Origin of the sequence: Streptomyces albiaxialis (assembly GCF_039530985.1) — a bacterium.
Taxonomy (GTDB): Bacteria; Actinomycetota; Actinomycetes; order Streptomycetales; family Streptomycetaceae; genus Streptomyces; species Streptomyces albiaxialis.
Genome location: NZ_BAAAPE010000005.1, coordinates 493,912 through 512,623, shown reverse-complemented (window position 1 = coordinate 512,623; position 18,712 = coordinate 493,912). Strand labels below are relative to the sequence as shown.

Annotated in this window: 17 protein-coding genes and 1 pseudogene; 9 read left to right on the top strand and 9 right to left on the bottom strand. The window is 73.7% G+C overall.

Features of this window, described 5'->3' with window-relative positions; genetic code table 11:
• Nucleotides 1-75: 75 nt before the first annotated feature.
• Both ABD343_RS10295 and ABD343_RS10290 read right to left on the bottom strand, forming a co-directional pair.
• A complete protein-coding gene (locus ABD343_RS10295) occupies nt 76-1,599 on the bottom strand; it encodes a sigma-70 family RNA polymerase sigma factor (protein ID WP_344526373.1) in 1,524 nt (507 codons plus the stop codon).
• A gap of 175 nt (nt 1,600-1,774) precedes the next feature.
• Entirely contained in the window at nt 1,775-2,995 is a 1,221-nt protein-coding gene (locus tag ABD343_RS10290) for a S8 family peptidase (RefSeq protein ID WP_344526371.1), read from the bottom strand.
• Nucleotides 2,996-3,421: 426 nt separating this feature from the next.
• On the opposite strand from ABD343_RS10290, the gene ABD343_RS10285 reads away from it, so the two are divergent.
• The 8 genes and pseudogenes from ABD343_RS10285 (at nt 3,422) to ABD343_RS10250 (ending at nt 10,537) form a co-directional block, all read left to right on the top strand.
• Complete coding sequence (locus ABD343_RS10285) at nt 3,422-5,290, top strand: CASTOR/POLLUX-related putative ion channel (RefSeq protein ID WP_344526368.1); 1,869 nt, start codon at nt 3,422-3,424, stop codon at nt 5,288-5,290.
• A 75-nt stretch (nt 5,291-5,365) separates the two neighbouring features.
• Nucleotides 5,366-6,619 (top strand): sensor histidine kinase, encoded by a 1,254-nt coding sequence (locus ABD343_RS10280; RefSeq protein WP_344526366.1) that lies wholly within the window; start codon nt 5,366-5,368, stop codon nt 6,617-6,619.
• A complete protein-coding gene (locus tag ABD343_RS10275) occupies nt 6,616-7,284 on the top strand; it encodes a response regulator (protein WP_344526364.1) in 669 nt (222 codons plus the stop codon). Before ABD343_RS10280 ends, ABD343_RS10275 begins: the two co-directional genes overlap by 4 nt.
• Nucleotides 7,285-7,372: 88 nt before the next feature.
• A pseudogene (locus ABD343_RS10270) lies at nt 7,373-7,609 on the top strand (ABC transporter ATP-binding protein); the annotation flags it as partial.
• A 14-nt stretch (nt 7,610-7,623) separates the two neighbouring features.
• Nucleotides 7,624-8,658 (top strand): alpha/beta hydrolase, encoded by a 1,035-nt coding sequence (locus ABD343_RS10265; protein ID WP_344526362.1) that lies wholly within the window; start codon nt 7,624-7,626, stop codon nt 8,656-8,658.
• Between the two features lie 38 nt (nt 8,659-8,696).
• Nucleotides 8,697-9,689 carry a YihY/virulence factor BrkB family protein gene (locus ABD343_RS10260; protein WP_344526360.1) on the top strand — a complete coding sequence of 331 codons (993 nt, stop codon included), beginning with the start codon at nt 8,697-8,699 and terminating at the stop codon, nt 9,687-9,689.
• 30 nt (nt 9,690-9,719) lie between these two features.
• On the top strand, nt 9,720-10,136 hold the full coding sequence (locus ABD343_RS10255) for a phage holin family protein (RefSeq protein ID WP_344526358.1): 417 nt from the start codon (nt 9,720-9,722) through the stop codon (nt 10,134-10,136).
• Entirely contained in the window at nt 10,133-10,537 is a 405-nt protein-coding gene (locus ABD343_RS10250) for a DUF3618 domain-containing protein (protein ID WP_344526356.1), read from the top strand. The genes ABD343_RS10255 and ABD343_RS10250 overlap by 4 nt, the downstream gene beginning before the upstream one ends.
• A gap of 195 nt (nt 10,538-10,732) precedes the next feature.
• On the opposite strand, the gene ABD343_RS10245 is transcribed toward ABD343_RS10250, so the two are convergent.
• From ABD343_RS10245 to ABD343_RS10230, 4 genes are all read right to left on the bottom strand, one after another.
• Nucleotides 10,733-10,960 (bottom strand): hypothetical protein, encoded by a 228-nt coding sequence (locus ABD343_RS10245; RefSeq protein WP_344526441.1) that lies wholly within the window; start codon nt 10,958-10,960, stop codon nt 10,733-10,735.
• 110 nt (nt 10,961-11,070) lie between these two features.
• The gene (locus ABD343_RS10240; RefSeq protein ID WP_344526354.1) at nt 11,071-12,636 is read right to left on the bottom strand and encodes an amidase; all 1,566 of its coding nucleotides are present in this window, start codon (nt 12,634-12,636) and stop codon (nt 11,071-11,073) included.
• Between the two features lie 202 nt (nt 12,637-12,838).
• Entirely contained in the window at nt 12,839-13,561 is a 723-nt protein-coding gene (locus ABD343_RS10235) for a S1 family peptidase (RefSeq protein ID WP_344526352.1), read from the bottom strand.
• A 131-nt stretch (nt 13,562-13,692) separates the two neighbouring features.
• Entirely contained in the window at nt 13,693-14,319 is a 627-nt protein-coding gene (locus tag ABD343_RS10230) for a TetR/AcrR family transcriptional regulator C-terminal ligand-binding domain-containing protein (RefSeq protein WP_344526350.1), read from the bottom strand.
• A 145-nt stretch (nt 14,320-14,464) separates the two neighbouring features.
• On the opposite strand from ABD343_RS10230, the gene ABD343_RS10225 reads away from it, so the two are divergent.
• Nucleotides 14,465-15,610 (top strand): FAD-dependent monooxygenase, encoded by a 1,146-nt coding sequence (locus ABD343_RS10225; protein WP_344526348.1) that lies wholly within the window; start codon nt 14,465-14,467, stop codon nt 15,608-15,610.
• Nucleotides 15,611-15,634: 24 nt separating this feature from the next.
• Here ABD343_RS10225 and ABD343_RS10220 read toward each other — a convergent pair whose 3' ends face one another.
• From ABD343_RS10220 to ABD343_RS10210, 3 genes are all read right to left on the bottom strand, one after another.
• Nucleotides 15,635-16,690 (bottom strand): LacI family DNA-binding transcriptional regulator, encoded by a 1,056-nt coding sequence (locus ABD343_RS10220; protein WP_344526346.1) that lies wholly within the window; start codon nt 16,688-16,690, stop codon nt 15,635-15,637.
• A 233-nt stretch (nt 16,691-16,923) separates the two neighbouring features.
• Nucleotides 16,924-17,355 (bottom strand): hypothetical protein, encoded by a 432-nt coding sequence (locus ABD343_RS10215; protein ID WP_344526344.1) that lies wholly within the window; start codon nt 17,353-17,355, stop codon nt 16,924-16,926.
• Nucleotides 17,356-17,563: 208 nt separating this feature from the next.
• Entirely contained in the window at nt 17,564-18,616 is a 1,053-nt protein-coding gene (locus tag ABD343_RS10210; RefSeq protein ID WP_425578136.1) for a glycoside hydrolase family 43 protein, read from the bottom strand.
• Between the last annotated feature and the right edge of the window lie 96 nt (nt 18,617-18,712).

Here is an 18,712-nt window from a genome sequence, read left to right as displayed (position 1 = left end):
GTCATGGGGGTCCGCATCGCCGGGGCCGGGACGCGGGCGCCGCCCGCCCCTTTCCCTCCCCGCGCCCGCGCGCCGTCAGCGCGGCGTCGCGAGCACCTGTGTCCAGTACGGTCCGTGGGGCGAGTCGGCGAGGCCGACGCCCGCGTGCTGGAAGTCGCAGTTGAAGATCTCGTTGTCGCGCATCGTGCTGCGCTGCCACTCGGCGGCGACGGCCTTCGGGCTGCCCTGCTGGGTCGCCACGGTCTCGCCGACCGCCGACCACTCGTACCCGGCGGCGCTGACGCGCTGGCCCAGGTCCCGGCCGGAGGAGTCGGTGTGGCCGAGCTGGTTGCGCGCGGCCATGTCCTCGGCCTGCCGCTGCGCGACGCGGGTCAGCCTCGGGTCGGTGCGCAGCCCGGTGCAGCCCTGGCGCGCCCGCAGCACGTTGATCTCCCGGACCAGCCGCGTCTGCTTGCTGGGCGCCTTCGCGCGCGGGGGACGCGGGGAGGACGTGGTCGGCTTCGGGCGGGGCGCGGGCGCGGCGGCCTTCGCCGTCTCCTTCCTCGGCTTCGGCTCCGTACGCGAGGGCGACGGCGAGGGCGAGGGGGCCGCGGGGGAGGAGCTGACCGGGCGGGGCGGCGGCTTCGCCTCCTCGCGGTCCGGGGGCGGGGACGGCCAGACGAGCACGGCGAGCGTCACGGCGGCGGCCGACCCCGCGGCTATGAGCCCGGCGGCCTGCTTCCCGTGGAAGAGGGCGTGCGGCGCGCTCTGCGAGGCCGTCTGCGCCACGGAGGCGGCGGTCGCCTGGGCCCCCGTCTGCGTCGTCGCCGTCGCCGCCTGCGCGGCGACGAACCGGGAGATCCCCTCGTAGAGCGGGACGACCAGCCCGATCCCGGCGAGGAGCCCCTCGACGGGCATGTGGTCCCGGGTGTGCGGCGCGCACTGCCCGCAGCCGCGCACATGGCGGGCGATCCGCTTGCGCCACAGCGGGGAGGGCACCCCGTCCCAGCGGTCGGTGAGCGAGGCCAGCTCGGGGCAGCGGGGCTCGGCGGCCAGCGCCCGTACGACCGCGCGCGAGAGGGCGAGCTGCTGCTTGACGCGGTGGACGCGGACCGTGGCGTGCTGGTTCGGGACGCCGAGGGCCTCGGCCAGTTCGGCGCGGGTCAGCTCCCCGGAGGACTCCAGCCACCACAGGGAGAGCACGTCGCGGTCGTCGTCGTCCAGCCACCGGGTCGCCTCGGCGACCTCGCGGCGCTGGCCGGAGAGCTGGAGGCGGAGGATCGTCAGGTCCGCGAAGTCGGTGGCCGGATCGGTGTGCTCGCCGACCTCCGCGAGCGGCGCGGGCTGCTGGCGGCGCGCGGACCAGCGGGTGCGGACCTGGTTCATGGCGATGGCGATGAGCCACGAGCGGAAGCGGGTGAGGTCGCGCAGGTCGCCGAGGCCGTCGAGGGCCCGGAGCATGGTCTCCTGCACGACGTCGTCGACGTCGGCGTGGCCGTCGAGGGCGCGACCGACCACGTTGTAGACGAGCGGCAGGTACTCCGCCGCGAGCCTCTCCCTGGCCGTGCGGTCCCCGTCCCGGGCCGCGGCGACCACGTCAGCCCAGTCCACGTTCTCCACCGGGTGCCTTCTCCCTTTCGCCTCGCGGTGTGCGCCCCCCCGAACGCTCCCGCGTCCGTTCCGGAGACTCACCGGGCGTTCCCGGATAACACTTTTCCAGCCAGAGCCTAGCGACCTTTCCCCCGAGGCCCCCGGTACGGCCGTCCGGACCCCGCGGGGCCCGGACGGCCGGGGGTCACTTCGTGACCCGGAGGAGCTTGTTCGGCGTACCGGCGCTCGGGTCGCTGATCACGCCGGGGGTCGCGGCCTTCGTGAGGCCGGAGGCCACCTGCTGCGGCGTGGCGCCGGTGTGCCCGGCCAGGTAGAGCGCGGCGGCGCCCGCCACGTGCGGCGCGGCCATCGACGTGCCGGACATCGTGGCGTCGCCGCTGTCGCTCTTGTTGCTGGCGGAGACGATGTCCACGCCCGGGGCGTAGAGGTCGACGCTCTTGCCGAAGTTGGAGAATTCGGCCTGCTTGTCCGTCTTGTCGCTGGCGGCGACGGTGATGGCCTCGGGTATCCGGGCCGGCGAGGACTGCGAGGCGTCGCTGCTCTCGTTGCCCGCGGCGACGGCGTACGTCACACCGGAGGCGATGGACTTCTTCACGGCCGCGTCCATGACCTGGTCGACGCCGCCGCCCAGGCTCATGTTGGCGACCGAGGGGCCCTTGTGGTTCTTGGTGACCCAGTCGATGCCCGCGACGACCTTGTCGGTCGTGCCCGAGCCGTTCTCGTCCAGCACGCGGACGGCCACGACCTTGGCCTTCTTCGCCACGCCGTAGCGGGAGCCCGCGATGGTGCCCGCCACGTGCGTGCCGTGGCCCTGCGGGTCGTCGGCGGTCTTGTCGCCGTCGACGGCGTCGAAGCCGTACGAGGCGCGGCCGCCGAAGTCCTTGTGGCCCACGCGCACGCCGGTGTCGAGGACGTACACGGTCACGCCCTTGCCCGCGGCGGCCGGGTACGTGTAGCTGCCGTCGCCCCGCGTCTTCTTCTGGTCGATGCGGTCCAGGCCCCAGTTCGGCGGGTTCTGCTGGGTGCCGTTGATGGTGAACCGCTGGTTCTGGAAGACCTTGGCGACCTTGTCGTCGGCCGCGAGCCTGCGCGCGTCCTCGGCCGAGAGGCCGGAGGTCGCGAAGCCCTTGAGCGCCGCGCTGTAGGTGCGCTTGACCTTGCCGCCGTACTCGTCGGCGAGGTCCTTGCCGAGGCCCTGCGCGCTGACGGTGCCGCCGCCCTTGAGCTGGACGATGTAGCTGCCCTTGACCGCGTGCTCCGACCCGGCACCGATGACGGTGCCCTCCGCCGGGGCCGAGGCCCCCGCGGTGGTGGCGATCACGCCCGCGCCCCCGGCGACCGCGATGGCCGCGCCGAGGGCGAGGGTTATGTGACGCCTCGTCTTTCTGGACGCATGACTTGACATGCGGAGGGGTCCTCCTTGGGCGTGGGGGATCAAGTTCCGTTTGTTTTCCGGAACGTGGGGCGAAACATTGGCGGATTACCGGGCGGCAACTCAAGTTGAGACGCGCATTGTGGCGTACGCCACAGGAATTCGGGCCTCAATTCGCCCTGAACTGGGCCGAATCGACGCGCTGCGCCCCTGGTTGGCGACCTGATCAGGGGTCAGAAAGTTCCTCCCCGATTTTCTGTAATCCGCGCGGCGCCGCGCAGTCTCCCTCTTGTTGGCGTGCCCTGCTTTTGTCGAGGAGAAAGGAAAGGAAAAGCCTCGCGGCGGTAATTGCGCCGAGTGGCCGGAGTACGACCCCCGTCCCCGGAGCCAGGGGAAGATCGAACCCGCCCGCCGAGGTGGGGGAACAGCACGTGTGCGGGACGGAATGGGGCGGGCGCGGTGAGAGTGCGGGAGCGGCTGCGGTACTGGTTCGACGGGACGATGGACCGGGGGACCCCGGCACTGATCGGCTGGCTGGGCCTCGCGTCCGTAGGGCTGATCACGCTCGCGGCCACCCTGGTCGTGCTGCTCACGGACGAGGACACCGAGGCGCACGGCGGCTGGCCCGGCGTGGCCTGGATGAGTCTGCTGCGCACCCTCGACCCCGGGACGATGGGCGGCGACACGGGACGCCCGGTCTTCCTGGGGCTGATGCTCTGCGTCACGCTGGGCGGCATCTTCATCGTCAGCGCCCTCATCGGCGTGCTGACCACGGGCCTGAACCGCCGCATCGAGCAGCTCCGCAAGGGCCGCTCACGGCTCATCGAGCACGGCCACACCATCGTCCTGGGCTGGTCCGAGCAGGTCTTCACGGTCGTCGAGGAGCTGGTCGAGGCCAACCAGAGCGAGCGCCGCTCCTGCGTCGTCGTCCTCGCCGACCACGACAAGGTGGACATGGAGGACCAGATCCGCGCCCGTGTCCCCGACACCGGCCGCACCCGCGTCATCTGCCGCTCCGGCAACCCCCTCCACCGCGCGGACCTCGAACTCGTCAGCCCCGGCACCAGCAAGTCGATCATGGTGCTGCCGCCGCCGGGGCCCGACGCCGACACCATGGTCATCAAGACGCTGCTGGTGCTCGACAACCGTCCCTGGCACGGGGACCGCCCGCACGTGGTGGCCGCGGTGCAGGATTCGGACAACCTCGCCGCCGCCCGCCTCGCCGCGGGCGATTACGGGCTGGTCATCGACGCCGACGACATCGCCGTACGCCTCATCGTCCAGTCCCACCGCCAGGCCGGGCTCTCCACCGTCTGCAACGAGCTGCTCAGCTTCTACGGCAACGAGCTGTACATCCGCCACGAACCGGCCCTCGTCGGCCTGACGTACGGCGAGATCCTGAACCGCTACGAACTCGGCGTCCCCGCGGGCCTCCACACCGCCGACGGGCGCGTTCTGGTCAACCCGCCGATGGACACGGAGATCGGCGCGGACGACGACGTCATCGTCCTCGCCGAGGACGATCTGCTGATCAAGCTCGCGCGCACCGCCCCCGCCGTCCACGGCGCGGCGCTCGCCGCACTGCCCGGAAACCCCCGGACCGCCGACCGCACCCTGTTGATCGGCTGGAACTCCCGCGTCACCCGGATCATCGAGCTGCTCGACAGCTTCGCCGAGCCCGGCTCGGTGCTCGACCTCGCCTGCGCCCGCCGCCCCGACGATGTGCTCGGCGCCGACCGCGCCCACCTCGTCGTCGGCCACAAGCACTGCGAGCCGACGAGCAGGCGGTCCCTGGAGGCCCTCGACCCCGGCGCGTACCAGCACATCCTGGTCCTCTCCGACGAGACCACCGACCCCGAACAGGCCGACAACCGCACCCTGGTGACGCTGCTGCACCTGCGCGACATCGAGGAGAAGCTCGGCGACCCGTACTCGATCGTCACGGAGATGAACGACGACAGCAACCGCGAGGTCGCCCAGGTCACCAAGGCCGACGACTTCATCGTCAGCTCCAAGCTCATCAGCCTGATGCTGACCCAGCTCACCGAGAACCGGCACCTGCACGATGTGATGCTCGACCTCTTCGACCCCGCGGGCTCCGAGATCTACCTCAAGCCCGCCGCGCGGTACGTCATGCCGGGCGCCGAGGCCGATTTCGCGACCGTCGTCGAGGCGGCACGCCGGCGCGGCGAGACCGCGATCGGCTACCGGCTGGGCCGCGACCGTGACACCCCGCCCTCCTACGGCGTCCGCCTGAACCCGCCCCGGACCGAACCCCTGCGCCTCGGCGGGGAGGACCACGTCGTCGTGCTGGCCGAACAGGAGTAGCGGGCGCCGGTCCCGGCACTCCGCTACTCCCGTCGGCGTACGCGCCTGCCCCGCCCCCGCTCCTATCGTGAGGGCGTGACGACCTTCGAGAACCTGCTCGGCGGGCCGCGCGAACGCGTGCGCGGGCTGCCGCCACGGGTGGTGGACCTGCTGGTGGTGGCCGTGGTCGGCGTGCTCACCGCGTCGGACGCGGCGGTCAACGACCCCGGGTACCGGCAGGCCGACCGGTTCACCTGGCTGCTGCTGGCCGTCTCGCTGCTCGCGCTCGCGGCACGCCGCGCGTGGCCGGTGGCGGCGGCCGCCGTGACGGGAGCCGCCTGCGCCGGATGGGCGCTGTACGGGCACATCGGGGAGCTGCTGAACCTCCCCTTCATCGTCGCCCTCTACACGGTCGCCGTCGGCGGCAGCCGGTGGCGGACGCTCGTGACGGGGCTCGCCGCCTCGCTCGGCTCCGGCGCCGTCGCGTTCGCCGTCGGGCAGGACGTGGCGAACCCGCAGGGACTGCCCGTCCTGGAGATGCTCTGGCCCCTGGTCCCACTGCTGCTGGGCACGGTGGTCCGCACGCGGCGCCTCCTCCTCCACGAGTACGCGGCGCGGGCCGCGCGCGCCGAGGAGGAGCGGGAGCGGGAGGCGGAGCGCCGGGTGCACGCGGAGCGCGTCCGCATCGCCCGCGAGCTGCACGACATCGTCGCGCACACGGTGGCCGCGATGACCGTGCAGGCCGGGGTCGCGCTCGACGCGCTCGACGTCAAACCGGAGGTCTCGCGGCGGGCGATGCGCCAGGTCCGGGAATCGGGCAAGGAGGCCGTACGGGAGCTGCGCTCCACGGTCACCGTGCTGCGCGGCAGCGGCAGCGGCAGCTACGGCGAGGGCGGCGACGGCAGCGAGGGCGAGCCGAGGGGCGCGGCTCCCGGGCTCGGTGAACTGCCCGCGCTGGTCGGCCGGTTCACGGGCAGCGGCATCGCGGTCACCCTCACCCGCGAGGGCCCCGAGGAGGGGCTCTCGCCCGTCACCGGGCTGACCGCCTACCGCATCGTGCAGGAGGCGCTGACCAACGTCGTACGGCACTCCGGCGCGCGGCACGCCGAGGTCTCCACGGCCCGCAGCGGCGACGCGCTCACCGTGGAGGTCGTCGACGACGGCGACGGGCCGCCCGCCGGCCCGGCCCTCCCGGGCGGCTTCGGGCTCGTCGGCATCCGGGAACGCGCGGCGGCGGCAGGGGGCTCCGTCGCGCACGGCCCGGCACCCGGCGGCGGCTTCCGGGTCAGCGCCCGGCTGCCCGTGCGCGCCACGGACCACGGCCTCGTCGGCGAAGGGCGGCGCGCGTGACCGTACGCCTGGTGCTCGCGGACGACCAGACCGTCGTACGGGCGGGATTCCGCGCCCTGTTCGACCTCACCGACGACCTCGTCGTGGTCGCCGAGGCCGCCGACGGGGAGCGGGCCGTCGAGGCGGTGCGCACGACCCGGCCCGACGTGGTGCTGATGGACGTCCGGATGCCCGGCACGGACGGCATCGAGGCCACCCGCAGGATCGCCGCGGACCGCACGCTGGACGCGGTGCGCGTGGTCATGCTCACCACCTACCAGGTCGACGCGTACGTCTTCGAGGCGCTGCGGCACGGCGCGGCGGGCTTCCTGCTCAAGGACATCGACCCCGACGGGCTGCGCACCGCCGTCCGTTCCGTCGCCGCCGGGCAGAGCCTGCTCGCGCCCGCCGTCACCCGGTCCGTGGTCGAGGAGTTCGCGCGGCTCAAGGCGCCCGAGACCGAGGGCGCCGCGCGCCTGGCGCACCTCACGGAGCGCGAGCGCGAGGTGATGGCCCTGGTCGGACGCGGCCTGAGCAACGAGGAGATCGGACGGGCCCTGGCCATGAGTCCCCTCACCGCGAAGACGCACGTCAGCCGCGCCATGATCAAGCTCGGCGTGCGCGACCGGGCCCAACTGGTGGTGTGGGCGTACGAGACGGGGCTCGTACGGGCCGGGGAACGCTGAGGTGCCGCGCGGCGCTACGCCCGGGGGAGTGCTCCCCGTCTCCCTGCGGCGGATTCCGGTACGCGCCGCCGTCCCTAGCGTCCGCCGCATGATCGGAGCAACCGCACTCACCAAACCGTACGGCGGCAGGGCCGCCGTCGACGACCTGACCTTCACCGTGCGGCCCGGCCGCGTGACGGGCTTCCTCGGGCCCGGCCGTGTCAGCGTCGCCGGACGCCCGTACGCCGCGCCGCGCGCGCCGCTGCGCACCGTCGGCTCACTGCTCGACGCCACGGGCGTGCACGGCGGGCGCTCGGCCCGGGACCACCTCGCCGGGCTCGCGGCGCGTGGACGGGACGCATGAGGCCCCCGGCCCGTCGCGGGCTCCGGGCCTGGATCACGCTCGTCCTCGCGCTCTCCCTCGCCCTGGCGCTTCCGGAGGCGCGTACGGACGCCGCCGGGCCGCCGTCCGAGGGGGCGCGCGTCGTCGCCGAGGAACGCACCGGGCCCCGGCAGACGGACCTCACCCTCGACTCGCCCGCGCTGGGCCGCGAGGCGAAGGTCCGGCTGCTCACCCCCGAGGGCTGGGAGGAGCGGCGGCCCGGCGACCGCTGGCCCGTCCTCTACCTCCTCGTCGGCGGCGACGGCGACTTCCGCGCCTGGACCGAGGGGTACGGGACGGGGCTCGACCGGATCCCCGCCCTGCGGAACGTCCTCGTCGTGATGCCCGAGATGCCGCTCTTCGGCTTCTACAGCGACTGGCACAACGGGGGCAGGGGCGGCCCGCCCGCCGTGGAGACCTTCCACCTGGAGGAGGTACGGCCGCTGCTGGAGCGGCGGTACGGCGCGGGCACCCGGCGCGCCGCGGCGGGGGAGTCCCAGGGCGGGTTCGGGGCGCTGTCGTACGCCGCGCGCCACCCCGGGCTCTTCGACGCCGTCGCCTCCTACAGCGGCTTCGTCCACCCCTCCCGGCACCCGCACGCCGTACGCGCCGGGATGACGTACCTCGGCCTGGACTGGCGTGCCCTGTGGGGCGATCCGGTGGCCCAGCGCGAGGTGTGGCGCGCCCACGACCCGTACCACCTGGCCCACCGGCTGCGGAACATGCCCGTCCACCTCTCCAGCGGCGACGGCACCAAGGGGCCGCTCGACCCGCCCGGCACCGAACCGGACCCGGAGATCCCGGGGCTGGAGGACCCCGAGGAGCCGTTCCCCGAGGACGCGATCTCCCCGACCGAGACGCTGATGCTCCGGGAGTCGCGCGCCGTCGCCGCCCGGCTCCGTTCCCTCGGCGCCCCCGTCACCACGCACTTCACGACGGGGACGCACTCACCGCCGTACTGGAGGCGGGAGTTCCGCCGTTCGCTGCCGCTCCTCGTCGGCGCGCTGCGGTGACCGTGTGTGAGCCGGCCCGCCCGGGACACCCGGGGGGCATGGCTCACAAGACGAAAGCGGGGCCGTCGGCCGAGGTCGAGCGGAAGGCGCCCGACACCCCGGCCGACCTCCCGGTGCGCTCGTGGTGGGCGGTGCTCAAGGGCACCCTGAAGGAGTTCAGGGACGACGAACTGACCGACCGCGCGGCGGCCCTCACCTACTACGCAGTGCTGTCGCTCTTCCCCGCGCTGCTCGTGCTGGTCTCCCTGCTCGGGGTCGCGGGCAAGAAGGCGGGCGACGAACTCCTCGCCAACATCGAGAAGCTGGCGCCCGGCCCGGCGCGCGACGTCCTCACCAGCGGGGTCGAGCAGCTCCGCGACCACGGCGGGCTCGGCTCGGTCATGGTCCTCGTCGGCCTGGGGCTGGCGGTCTGGTCGGCCTCCGGCTACGTCGGCGCGTTCATGCGCACGGCCAACGCCGTGTACGACATGCCCGAGGGCCGCCCCCTGTGGAAGGTGCTGCCGGTACGGCTCGCCGTGACCGTCGCCCTCATGGTCCTCACCGTGATGAGCGCGCTCATCGTCGTGTTCACCGGCGGCCTGGCGCGCGAGGCCGGGAAGGCGCTGGGCATCGGCGACACGGCGCTGACCGTGTGGTCGGTCGCCAAGTGGCCGGTCCTCGTCGTCCTGGTGACCGTCGTGCTCGCGCTGCTGTACTGGGCGGCCCCCAACGCCAAGGTGCGCGGCCTGCGCTGGCTCACCCCCGGCAGCGCCCTCGCCCTGGGGGCCTGGCTGCTCGCCTCCGCCGGATTCGCGTTCTACGTGGCCAACTTCGGCTCGTACAACAAGGTCTACGGCACCTTCGCCGGGGTCATCGTCTTCCTGATCTGGCTGTGGATCAGCAATCTCGCGGTCCTCCTCGGCCTGGAGTTCGACGCGGAGACGGCCCGGCAGCGCGCCGTCGCGGGCGGTCACCCGCCCGGCAAGGAGCCGTACGCGGAGCCGCGCGACACGCGCGCGTGGGACGAGCACGACAAGCGCCGCATGACCTGAGGAACGAGAGAGCGAGGGGAGCGAACGACGATGGACGACTCCGTACGACAGGCCCGGCCGCCTCAGGACGCGTCGGTGGGCGAGCTGGTACGGCGCGCCTCGGAGCAGCTCGGCGAGCTGGTGCGGGCCGAGATGCGGCTGGCCCGGGCCGAGATGGCCCACAAGGGCAGGCGGTACGGCCGGGGCGGCGGCCTGTTCGGCGCCGCCGGGGTCGCCGGTTTCCTCGCGCTCCAGGCGCTGGTGGCCTCCGCGATCGCGGGCCTCGCCCTCGCGCTGTCCGTGTGGGCGGCGGGGCTGATCGTCACCGGAGTGCTGCTCGCCGTCGCCGCCGTGATGGCGGCCGTCGGCAGGAAGGAGGTCCGCGAGGCCGCGCCGCCCACCCCCGAACAAGCCGTCGAGAACGTCAAGACGGATGTGTCCGAACTGAAGGAGAGGGCCCACCGATGACCGAGAGCAGCACGCCCGACGAGAGCCCCGCGACCGAGGCGGGCCTGCGCCGCAGCGCCGAGCGCACCCGGGAGGAGCTGGGGAACACCGTGCAGGAGCTGGCCGCCAGGACCGATGTCACGGCCCGCGCCAAGGAGAAGGCCGGGGAGATGCGGGGCAGGGCGGCGGGCGCCGCCCACCAGGCCCGTGACAAGGCGGCCAGGACGGGTCACGTGGTCCAGGAGAAGGTCCATGGGACGGTGCGCGACGTGCAGGACAAGGCGCCCGACCCGGTGGTGAGGACGGCGGGCCGGTGCGCCCGGCTCGCCCGGCGGAACCGTACCGCCGCGCTGGGGTCCGGGGCCGTGGTCCTGGTGGCGGGCGTCGTGCTCGTACGGCGGTGCCGTACGGGGAACGGCTGACCGCCGTACGGGATCGGTCGGCTGACTGCCGTACGGGATCGGTCGGCTGACTGCCGTACGGGACCGGCCGGTTGGCCGCGTACGAAGATCGGCCGACCGCCGTACGCAGACCGGCTGACGGCCCTCGCCCCTGTCGCCCCTCCGCCGCCCGCGGTTCGCCGCCGGCGGGGGAGGGGCTCTCCTGTGTCAGGTGTGTCAGGCCGCGTCGTGGCTCCGGCGGGCCGCCGCGCGTCCCGTCGCCCGCTCACGTCCTCCCGGGACCAGGCGCAGATGACGCTCGCGCCGGGCGTGACGGGGCGACGACGGCTGCGCCGTCCCCGTCGGTTCCGTCGTCTGTTCGGTGTCGAACAGGCGCTCTTCGAGGCGGGCCAGGGCGAACAGCATGACCCAGAGGGCGGGAAGCAGGAGGACGGCGACATACATCACGACAAAGCACCCTTCAGCGCTACAGCACTCTCCGGGTGACCCCGCTTCGCGTGCCGAATCCCCCGGGGACCGGCGTTCGCGAAGCGGGGGTGCCGCCGTCCCGGCCGTTATCCGGCGTCGGGGCCGACGGAGGGCAGATAGCGCGGGGCCCGCCACGCGTCGAGGCGGCGCTCGACCGCAGCGCCCAGCGACAGCAGCCGGGCGTCCTGGCGGTCACCGGCCATCAGGAGCAGGCCGACGGGCAGCTCGCCCACGGAGCCGGCGGGCACCGACAGCGACGGGTATCCGGAGACGGCGGCGGGCGTGGATGACGGGATCACGTCGTTGTCGCCCCGGGCGCAGTCGGTCGTCCAGGCGGGCGGGTTCGTGGGCGAGGCGATGGCGTCGAGCCGGTGCTCGGCCATCGTCTCGTCGATCGAGCGGCTGGAGAGGTCCTTCAGCTCGGCCCGCATGGCCCGGTAGTCCGGGTCGGTGGTCGGCGGCGCTTCGAGGGCCTGCTCGAACAGCTCCTGACCGGCGAAGCACGTCCGCTCCTCCGGGTGGGCGCGGTTGAACGCGATCAGCTCGGCGAGGTCGCGCGGGCCCTTCCGGGTGGCGAGGTAGGAGTCGATGTCGCGGTGGAACTCGCTGAGCAGCGCCGGGAACTCCAGCTCCGCAAGCCGCTTCTGGTACGGCGGGCTCACCTCGACGACCTCGGCCCCCGCGCTCCGCAGCTTCTTCGCCGTACGGGTCATCACGGCGTCCACCTTCTCGCCGAGCGAGGGCAGCCGCCACAGGCCGATCCGCTTGCCGCGCAGACTGCCGGGGCGCGGCGTGCGGCTCGCGGCCACCTCGTCGCTCCCGCTGAGCACCGAGAGGGTGAGCGCGGTGTCGGTCACGTTCCGCGCCATGGGCCCGGCGGTGTCCTGCTCGGCCGAGATCGGCACCACGCCCGACTGGCTGACCAGCCCGAGGCTGGGCTTGTGGCCGACGACCCCGTTCATCCCCGCCGGGCAGACGATCGAGCCGTCCGTCTCGGTGCCGATCGCCACCTGCGAGAGCGACGCGGCGAGCGCGGCGGCCGAACCGGAGGAGGAGCCGCAGGGGTTGCGGTCCAGCACGTACGGATTGCGGGTCTGCCCGCCCACGGCCGACCAGCCCGAGGTCGGCTTCGCCGCGCGGAAGTTGGCCCACTCGGAGAGGTTCGTCTTGCCGAGGATCACCGCGCCCGCGTCCTTGAGCCGGGTCACCAGCTTCGCGTCCGCGTCCGGCGGGCTCCCGGCGAGCGCGAGCGATCCGGCGGTCGTCGGCATGCCGCGGGTGTCGACATTGTCCTTGAGCAGCACGGGTATCCCGTCGAGCGGCCCGCGGATCTCGCCCCTCCGGTGCCGCGCGTCGCTCTCCGCCGCCTGGCGCAGGGCCTGGGGGTTGGTCCGCAGCACGGCCTTGATCTTCGGGTCGACGTCCTTGATCCGCCGCAGATACGCGTGGGTCAGCGCCGACGGGGTCAGCCTGCCCTTCGCCATCCGGGCCTGCAGTTCGGGGATGGTCACGGTGTCGAGATCGACCCCCAGCGCGGCCCGCGCGCCTCCTCCGCCGGGCTCGGCGGCCTCCGCGCGCGGATGCGGGGCACTCGTCAGCAGGGAACCCGCCACCAGGGCGGCGGTCAACGCGGCAACGCTCCTCTTCGCCATGGCAGCACCCGACTACACGCCGCATTCCCGCGCAAGAGCTTCATCGCGCCACTCCCGCCCCCTCGGTTCCGCCCGTTTCCGCGCAGGTGCCGGTGCAGGGGCCGGTGCAGGGCCCGCCCCGCCACCGCTGACCGGCCAGGCAGCGGTGGCGGAGCGCGACCCGCGCGGAGCGCCGTTCAGGCTCCGGCGCCCGCGGGGCCGGTCAGACGCCCGCGATCGACTGGATCCAGGAGCGGTAACGCGTCACGTTCGTGTACGCCGTGGTGGTCTGCCGGTCGCTGGTGGAGGCGACGCCGACCTGCACGCCGTTCGCCATCATCGGGCCGCCGGAGTCGCCGCCCGCGGTGATGCCGTCGCCGCGCCGGGCGCATATCGCGTTGCCGCCGTAGGCGTCGGAACAGCCGCCGGTCACGGTGACGTTGGCGTACTTCAGCAGCCGGGACTGGCAGTTGATCTCGGGGCTGCACCGGGCCGTCGCGCCCCAGCCGTAGACCTGCACGGACTGGCCGACCTGCACCGAGCCGGGCTGGCCGAGGGTGGCGTAGGTCGTCTGCACGGAGCGGTCGAGCCGGACGAGCGCCAGGTCGGAGGAGTGCGTGTAGGTCTGCACGCCGTTGGCCATGGTGCCGCCGGAGGTCTGGTCGAGGCTGCCGACGCGGAACGACAACTGGCCGCCGCTGACGCAGTGCTTGGCGGTGAGGATCCAGGTGGGGGCGATGATCGTCGCGCTGCACGTCTGTCTGCCCCCCGAGAAGAGCCGCGCGGCCCAGGGACCGCTCTGCGCGTACCCGCCGCCGATGATCGGGTTCGTGCCCCTGGGGGCGTCGGAGGAGCGGTCGGCGGCGCTGGCGCCGGCGCTGGTGCCGAGGGTGAGTGCGGCGAGCAGGGCCGCGAGAAGTGCGGGGAGTATCCTGGTGATTCGCAAGATTCCTCGTTTCCGAAGGCGCGCGACAGCCCGCGAGCGGGCTCTCGCGCGTGGCGTCCAGGGAAGTACCAGGAATCAGGATTCCGGAAGCGGCCGGTTCCGGGTAATAGCAATTTGCCCATATCACGCGGTTATGGCTGGTCGTCCGCCTCCGCCGTCGCCCGCAGGCCCGCGAGCACCACGTCCACGATGCGCTCCGCTTCCGCGCGGGGCAGCGGGCTCCCGGTGCGGAAGCGGTGGAAGTGCACCGGCCCCGAGATCAGTTGGAGCAGGAAGGCGGCGTCGACGCCGGGCAGCCGGTCCTCGCCGCTGGCCTTCTCGACGCGCTCCTGTACGGCCGTGACACGCTCGGTGTAGTACGCGTCCAGGACGCCCTTGACCGCCTCGTTGACGGCGCCGGGCTGGAGCGCGTGCTGGAGCGCGACGCCGGTCGGCGTCAGCAGGCTCGCGGAGTGGGCCACCAGGAGCTGGGCCAGGTCGCGGCGGAGGTCGCCGGTGTCCTCGACGGGCGCCTCGCGCTCGCCGACCTGGAGCAGCGCCTCGCTCACCAGTCGGTCGCGGTCGGGCCAGTTGCGGTAGACGCTCGTCTTGTGCACCCCGGCCAGCTCAGCGACCTGCTCGTAGCGGAAGCCGTCGACGCCGTGCCGGGCGACGAGTTCGAGCGTCGCCCTGAGCGTCTTCTCCCGTACGCGCGCCGTGCGCCCGCCCGGCCGCCTCCGCGGTGCCGCTTCCGGTGGACCGGCCTGGTCGTCCGTCATGGGTCCCCTCACCCTTTCCGTCGTGTTCCGCGTCTGATGCTACAGGCGGTTGCTTTAAGTGCGGTGGTCGCTGTACGTTGAAGCAACTATTCGTTGCGTTAAGGGGTGGCCGTCCAGGGCCGCTCCGCCCCTGTCGGGAGGCAGTATGCGCATCCTTGTTCCGGGCACCGGCGTCGCCGGGCTCGCCCTCGCCGTCGAACTGACCGCCCGGGGGCACGAGGTCTCGCTGATCGAGCGGGCCGCGGAGTTCCGCACCGGCGGCACCCCGATCGACATCCGCGGCGACGCCCTCGGCGTCGTCGCGCGGCTCGGGCTGCTGCCCCGGGTGCGCGAGCACCGCGTCGACGCCAGTGAGCGCGGTGTCTTCGTCGACGCCCACGGCGCGACCGTCGCGCCCCTGCCCGTGGAGCAGGTCGGCGACTCCGACGACGACATCGAGATCACCCGGGACGACCTCGCCCGGATCCTCGTCGACGCGCTGCCGCCCGGGGTGCCGATCCGCTTCGGGGACTCCGTCGTCGCCCTGGACGAGAACGAGGACGGCGGCCGGGTCGACGTCGGCTTCCTCTCCGGCCACCGCGAGAGCTTCGACCTCGTCCTCGGCGCCGACGGCCTGCACTCGGCCGTGCGCCGCCTCGTGTTCGGCCCCGAGGCCGACTGCGTCCGGCATCTCGGTGTCCACCTCGGCATCGCCCACGTCACGGACGACGCCGCCGGGAACACCGGGGGCGCCGGGGACACGCCCAGCGAGTTCTGCAACTACCCCGGTCACATGGCCGGGTTCATGCGGTTCAAGGGCGAGACGCTCGCCCTGCTGGCCTTCCGCGCCGGGCCGATCGACCACGACCACCACGACCTCGCGGCCCAGAGGCGGATCGTCGCCGAGGCGTTCGCCGGGCACACCGAGTGGGAGATCCCCCGCCTGCTCGGCGCCGTGCGCCGCGACCCCGCCTTCTACTTCGACGCGATCAGCCAGATCCACCTGCCCGCCTGGCACCGGGGCCGGGTCGCCCTCGTCGGCGACGCCGCGTACTGCGCGAGTCCGCTCTCCGGGCGCGGCACCTCCCTCGCGCTCACCGGCGCGGCCTTCCTCGCCGAGGCGCTCGACCGCCACCCGGGGGACCACACCGCCGCGTTCGAGGAGTACGCCGCGCGCCAGCGCCCGTACGTCGAGTTCGCGCAGGCCAGCGTCGACGAGGGCGCGGGCATCGTCGTACCCGACTCGTGGGAGGCGATCCGGGCGCGCAACGAGGCCCTCGGCGGCGCGGAGGCGGTCGAGAGCGTTCGGTAGGGCGATCGTTGTTCGAGATCCCGGTCATGAAAAAACGCCGCCCGGCGGCGCCGTGCTGCACCGTTCCACGAGCCGCGTCGGCAGCTCGGCCGGAGCTGCGGGCGGCGGCCCGCCGTCCCGGACGCGCAGCAACTGCCGCAGCGCCGTGGCCGCCATCTCGCTCAGCGGCTGCCGTACGGTCGTGAGCGCGGGCGTCACCCAGCGGGCCTCCGGCAGGTCGTCGAAGCCGACGACGCTCACGTCCTCCGGCACCCGCAGCCCCAGTTCGGCCAGCGCCCGGCAGACGCCCAGCGCCATCGGGTCCGAGCAGGCGAGGACCGCCGTCGGCGGCCGGTCCAGCGCGAACAGCTCCCGGGTGCGCCGCCGGGCCAGCCCCGCCTCGGCGTCGGCGTACCGGACGTACTCGGGACGCACCCGCAGCCCCGCCGCCGCGAGCGCCGCGCGGTAGCCCGCGACGCGCGCCGCGCTCGACCGCCTGCCCCGGTGGCCGCCGATCACCGCGACCCTCGTGTGCCCGAGGCCCAGCAGATGCCGGACCGCCGCGCGAGCGCCCTGCGCGTCGCCCGCCCCCACGGCGGGCACGCCGGGCGGCGGTTCGCCCACCGGGTCGATCATCGCGTAGGGGACACGGAGCTGGGCCAGCCGGGCGTGATGGGTGGGCGTCAGGTCGGCGTGGTCGAACAGCACGCCCGTGGTGCCGCGCAGCGCCAGCCGGTCCAGCCAGCTCCGCTCCGGCCTGCCGCCCCGGGCCCGGGTCAGCGACGCCGAGACCGCGACCTCCAGGCCGGCCCGGTGGGCCTCCTCCTCCACGCCCCGCAGCACCGCGCCCGACCCGGAGGTGTCGAGCGAGCGGACCATCAGGTCGACCAGGGGCGGCGCGTGCCGCGGCGTACGGCGCGGGCGCCGCACATAGCCCAGCGCGTCCAGCGCCTCGGTGACCCGGCGCCGGGTGTCGGGCGCGACGTCCGCGCGGCCGTTGACGACCTTGGACGCCGTCGCCACGGACACGGAGGCCGCGCGCGCCACCACGGCGAGGGTCGGCCCCGCGGTGCCGTGCTCGGTGTGCTGGGCACCTGTCATCCTCGCCCTCCTCTCTCCTCTTCCCGTGCTGGGAACAGTAGGGCCGCCGGGCGCTTCCCGCAGCTTCCCGGGGCGTTTCCGGCGGATCATGGTCGCCCTTTCCCGTACTGCTGGGCAGGGGCTGCCCCACCTGTCCATCGCAGGCTGCGGGTTGAGGGCGGTTGCTCGCGCGGTTCCCCGCGCCCCTGAGGCCTCAGGGAGCGCGGGCAACCATGATCCGCCGGACAAGACACCTACGGCTCCAAGACGTAAGCCAGGGTGCCGAAGCCGAGTTCGTCGAAGCCGTCGTAGCCGCGCATGATCTCGGCGGCGTTGGCGAACTGGTAGCCGTAGATCCCCGCCGCCAGGAAGCGGTCGGCGTCGCCGGTGGTCGTCTTGAGCGTGCCCGACCAGGCGTTGAGGATGTCGCGCGCGGTGTCGGCGTGCTCGGTGCCGCCGCCCGCCTTCCAGCGCAGCGCGTTCTGGTAGGCGGCGTGGACGTCGTTGTAGAGCTGCGGATAGTTCTGCCCGTCGCCGCCCCGTACGACGGTCTCCAGCGGACGGGGCGTCCACCCGGCGCGGGCGTGGGAGTTGGCGGTGAGCCTCTCCCAGCCCTGGAACCAGGGGGCGTCCTTCGCGGCGACCTTCCCGGCCATCCGCGCGAAGTCGTCCGCGCCGTGCAGCATCCCGGGATGTGTGAAGGCCGCCCGCTTCCTCCCTCGGGGCTGCGTGGCTCCTCCTGCGTCCCCGCGTAGGCGAGCGCGGGGACGGCCAGGGCGCCCGCGCCGAGTCCGGCGGCCCGGAGGAGACGGCGGCTGACGGGGGAGTGGCGGCGGTGGCTGCTCATGTGGGGGGGTGTCCGCTTTCCGCGAGGGGGGCTGGTGGAGGGTGGTGTCACGTGGGGGTGTCGGCGACCGGGATCCCGAAGTCGGGGGTGCCGTCGGGCGCCCAGCCGAAGGGCTGCACGCGGGTGTGGCGGTTGGGGTCGTCCAGCGGGTCGCCCTCGATCTCCTTGTACTGCCGCGCGTGGTAGACCAGCACGTCCGTCTTCCCGTCCTCGGCGACGGTGAACGAGTTGTGCCCGGGCCCGTACTGGCTCGTCCCGTCGTTGCTCGCGAACACCGGGCGCGGGCTCTTCGTCCAGGACGCCGGGTCGAGCAGATCGGCGTCCTCGGGCGCGCTGAGCAGGCCCATGCAGTAGTTGGCGTCGGTGGCGCTCGCGGAGTAGGTGAGAAAGACCCGCCCGCCGCGCCGGAGGAACGCGGGGCCCTCGTTGACGGCGAAGCCGACGGTCTCCCAGGGGAGTTCCGGCCGCGAGAGCCGCACCTGGGGACCGGTCAGCGTCCAGGCGTTCCGCATCGCGGAGAGGTACAGGTCCGTGTTGTTGTCCTGGGACGGGTCGTGCTGGGCCCAGGCGAGATAGCGGGTGCCGCGGTGCGTGAAGGTGGTCGCGTCCAGCGAGAAGCTCTCCCACCGGGTGAGGATCCGGCCCTTCTCCGTCCACGTACCCCGGAAGGGGTCGGCGTGGGTGTTCTCCAGCACGTACGGGCGGATCGCCCAGACGTCCTGGGAGCTGCCCGCGGCGAAGTGGATGTACCAGGCGCCGTCCACGAAATGGATCTCCGGCGCCCAGATGTGCGCCGCCATCTCCCCGCTCTCGTGCGCCCGCCACAGCACCTTCTCCTCGGCGGTGGCGAGCCCGGCGAGCGTACGGGCGCGGCGCAGCACGATCCGGTCGTACTCGGGCACGGTCGCCGTGAAGTAGTACGTGCCGTCGGTGTGCCGCACGATGTGCGGGTCGGCGCGCTGCCGCACCAGGGGGTTCACGAACGGGGCCGCGCCGACGGCCCGGGCCGGTCCTGCCGTCGCGGTGGCGCCCACGGTCCCGAGTCCGATTCCGGCGGCCGTCCCGGCCGCTCCCTTCAGCACGTTCCTGCGGCTCTGCACGTGTGTCACTCCTCGTCGAGGGGCGGCATGAACGCGCCGAGCGTAAGCGCGGCGGCCCCCGCGGATCAGCGCTCGCGCCGAGACCCGAAACTTTCG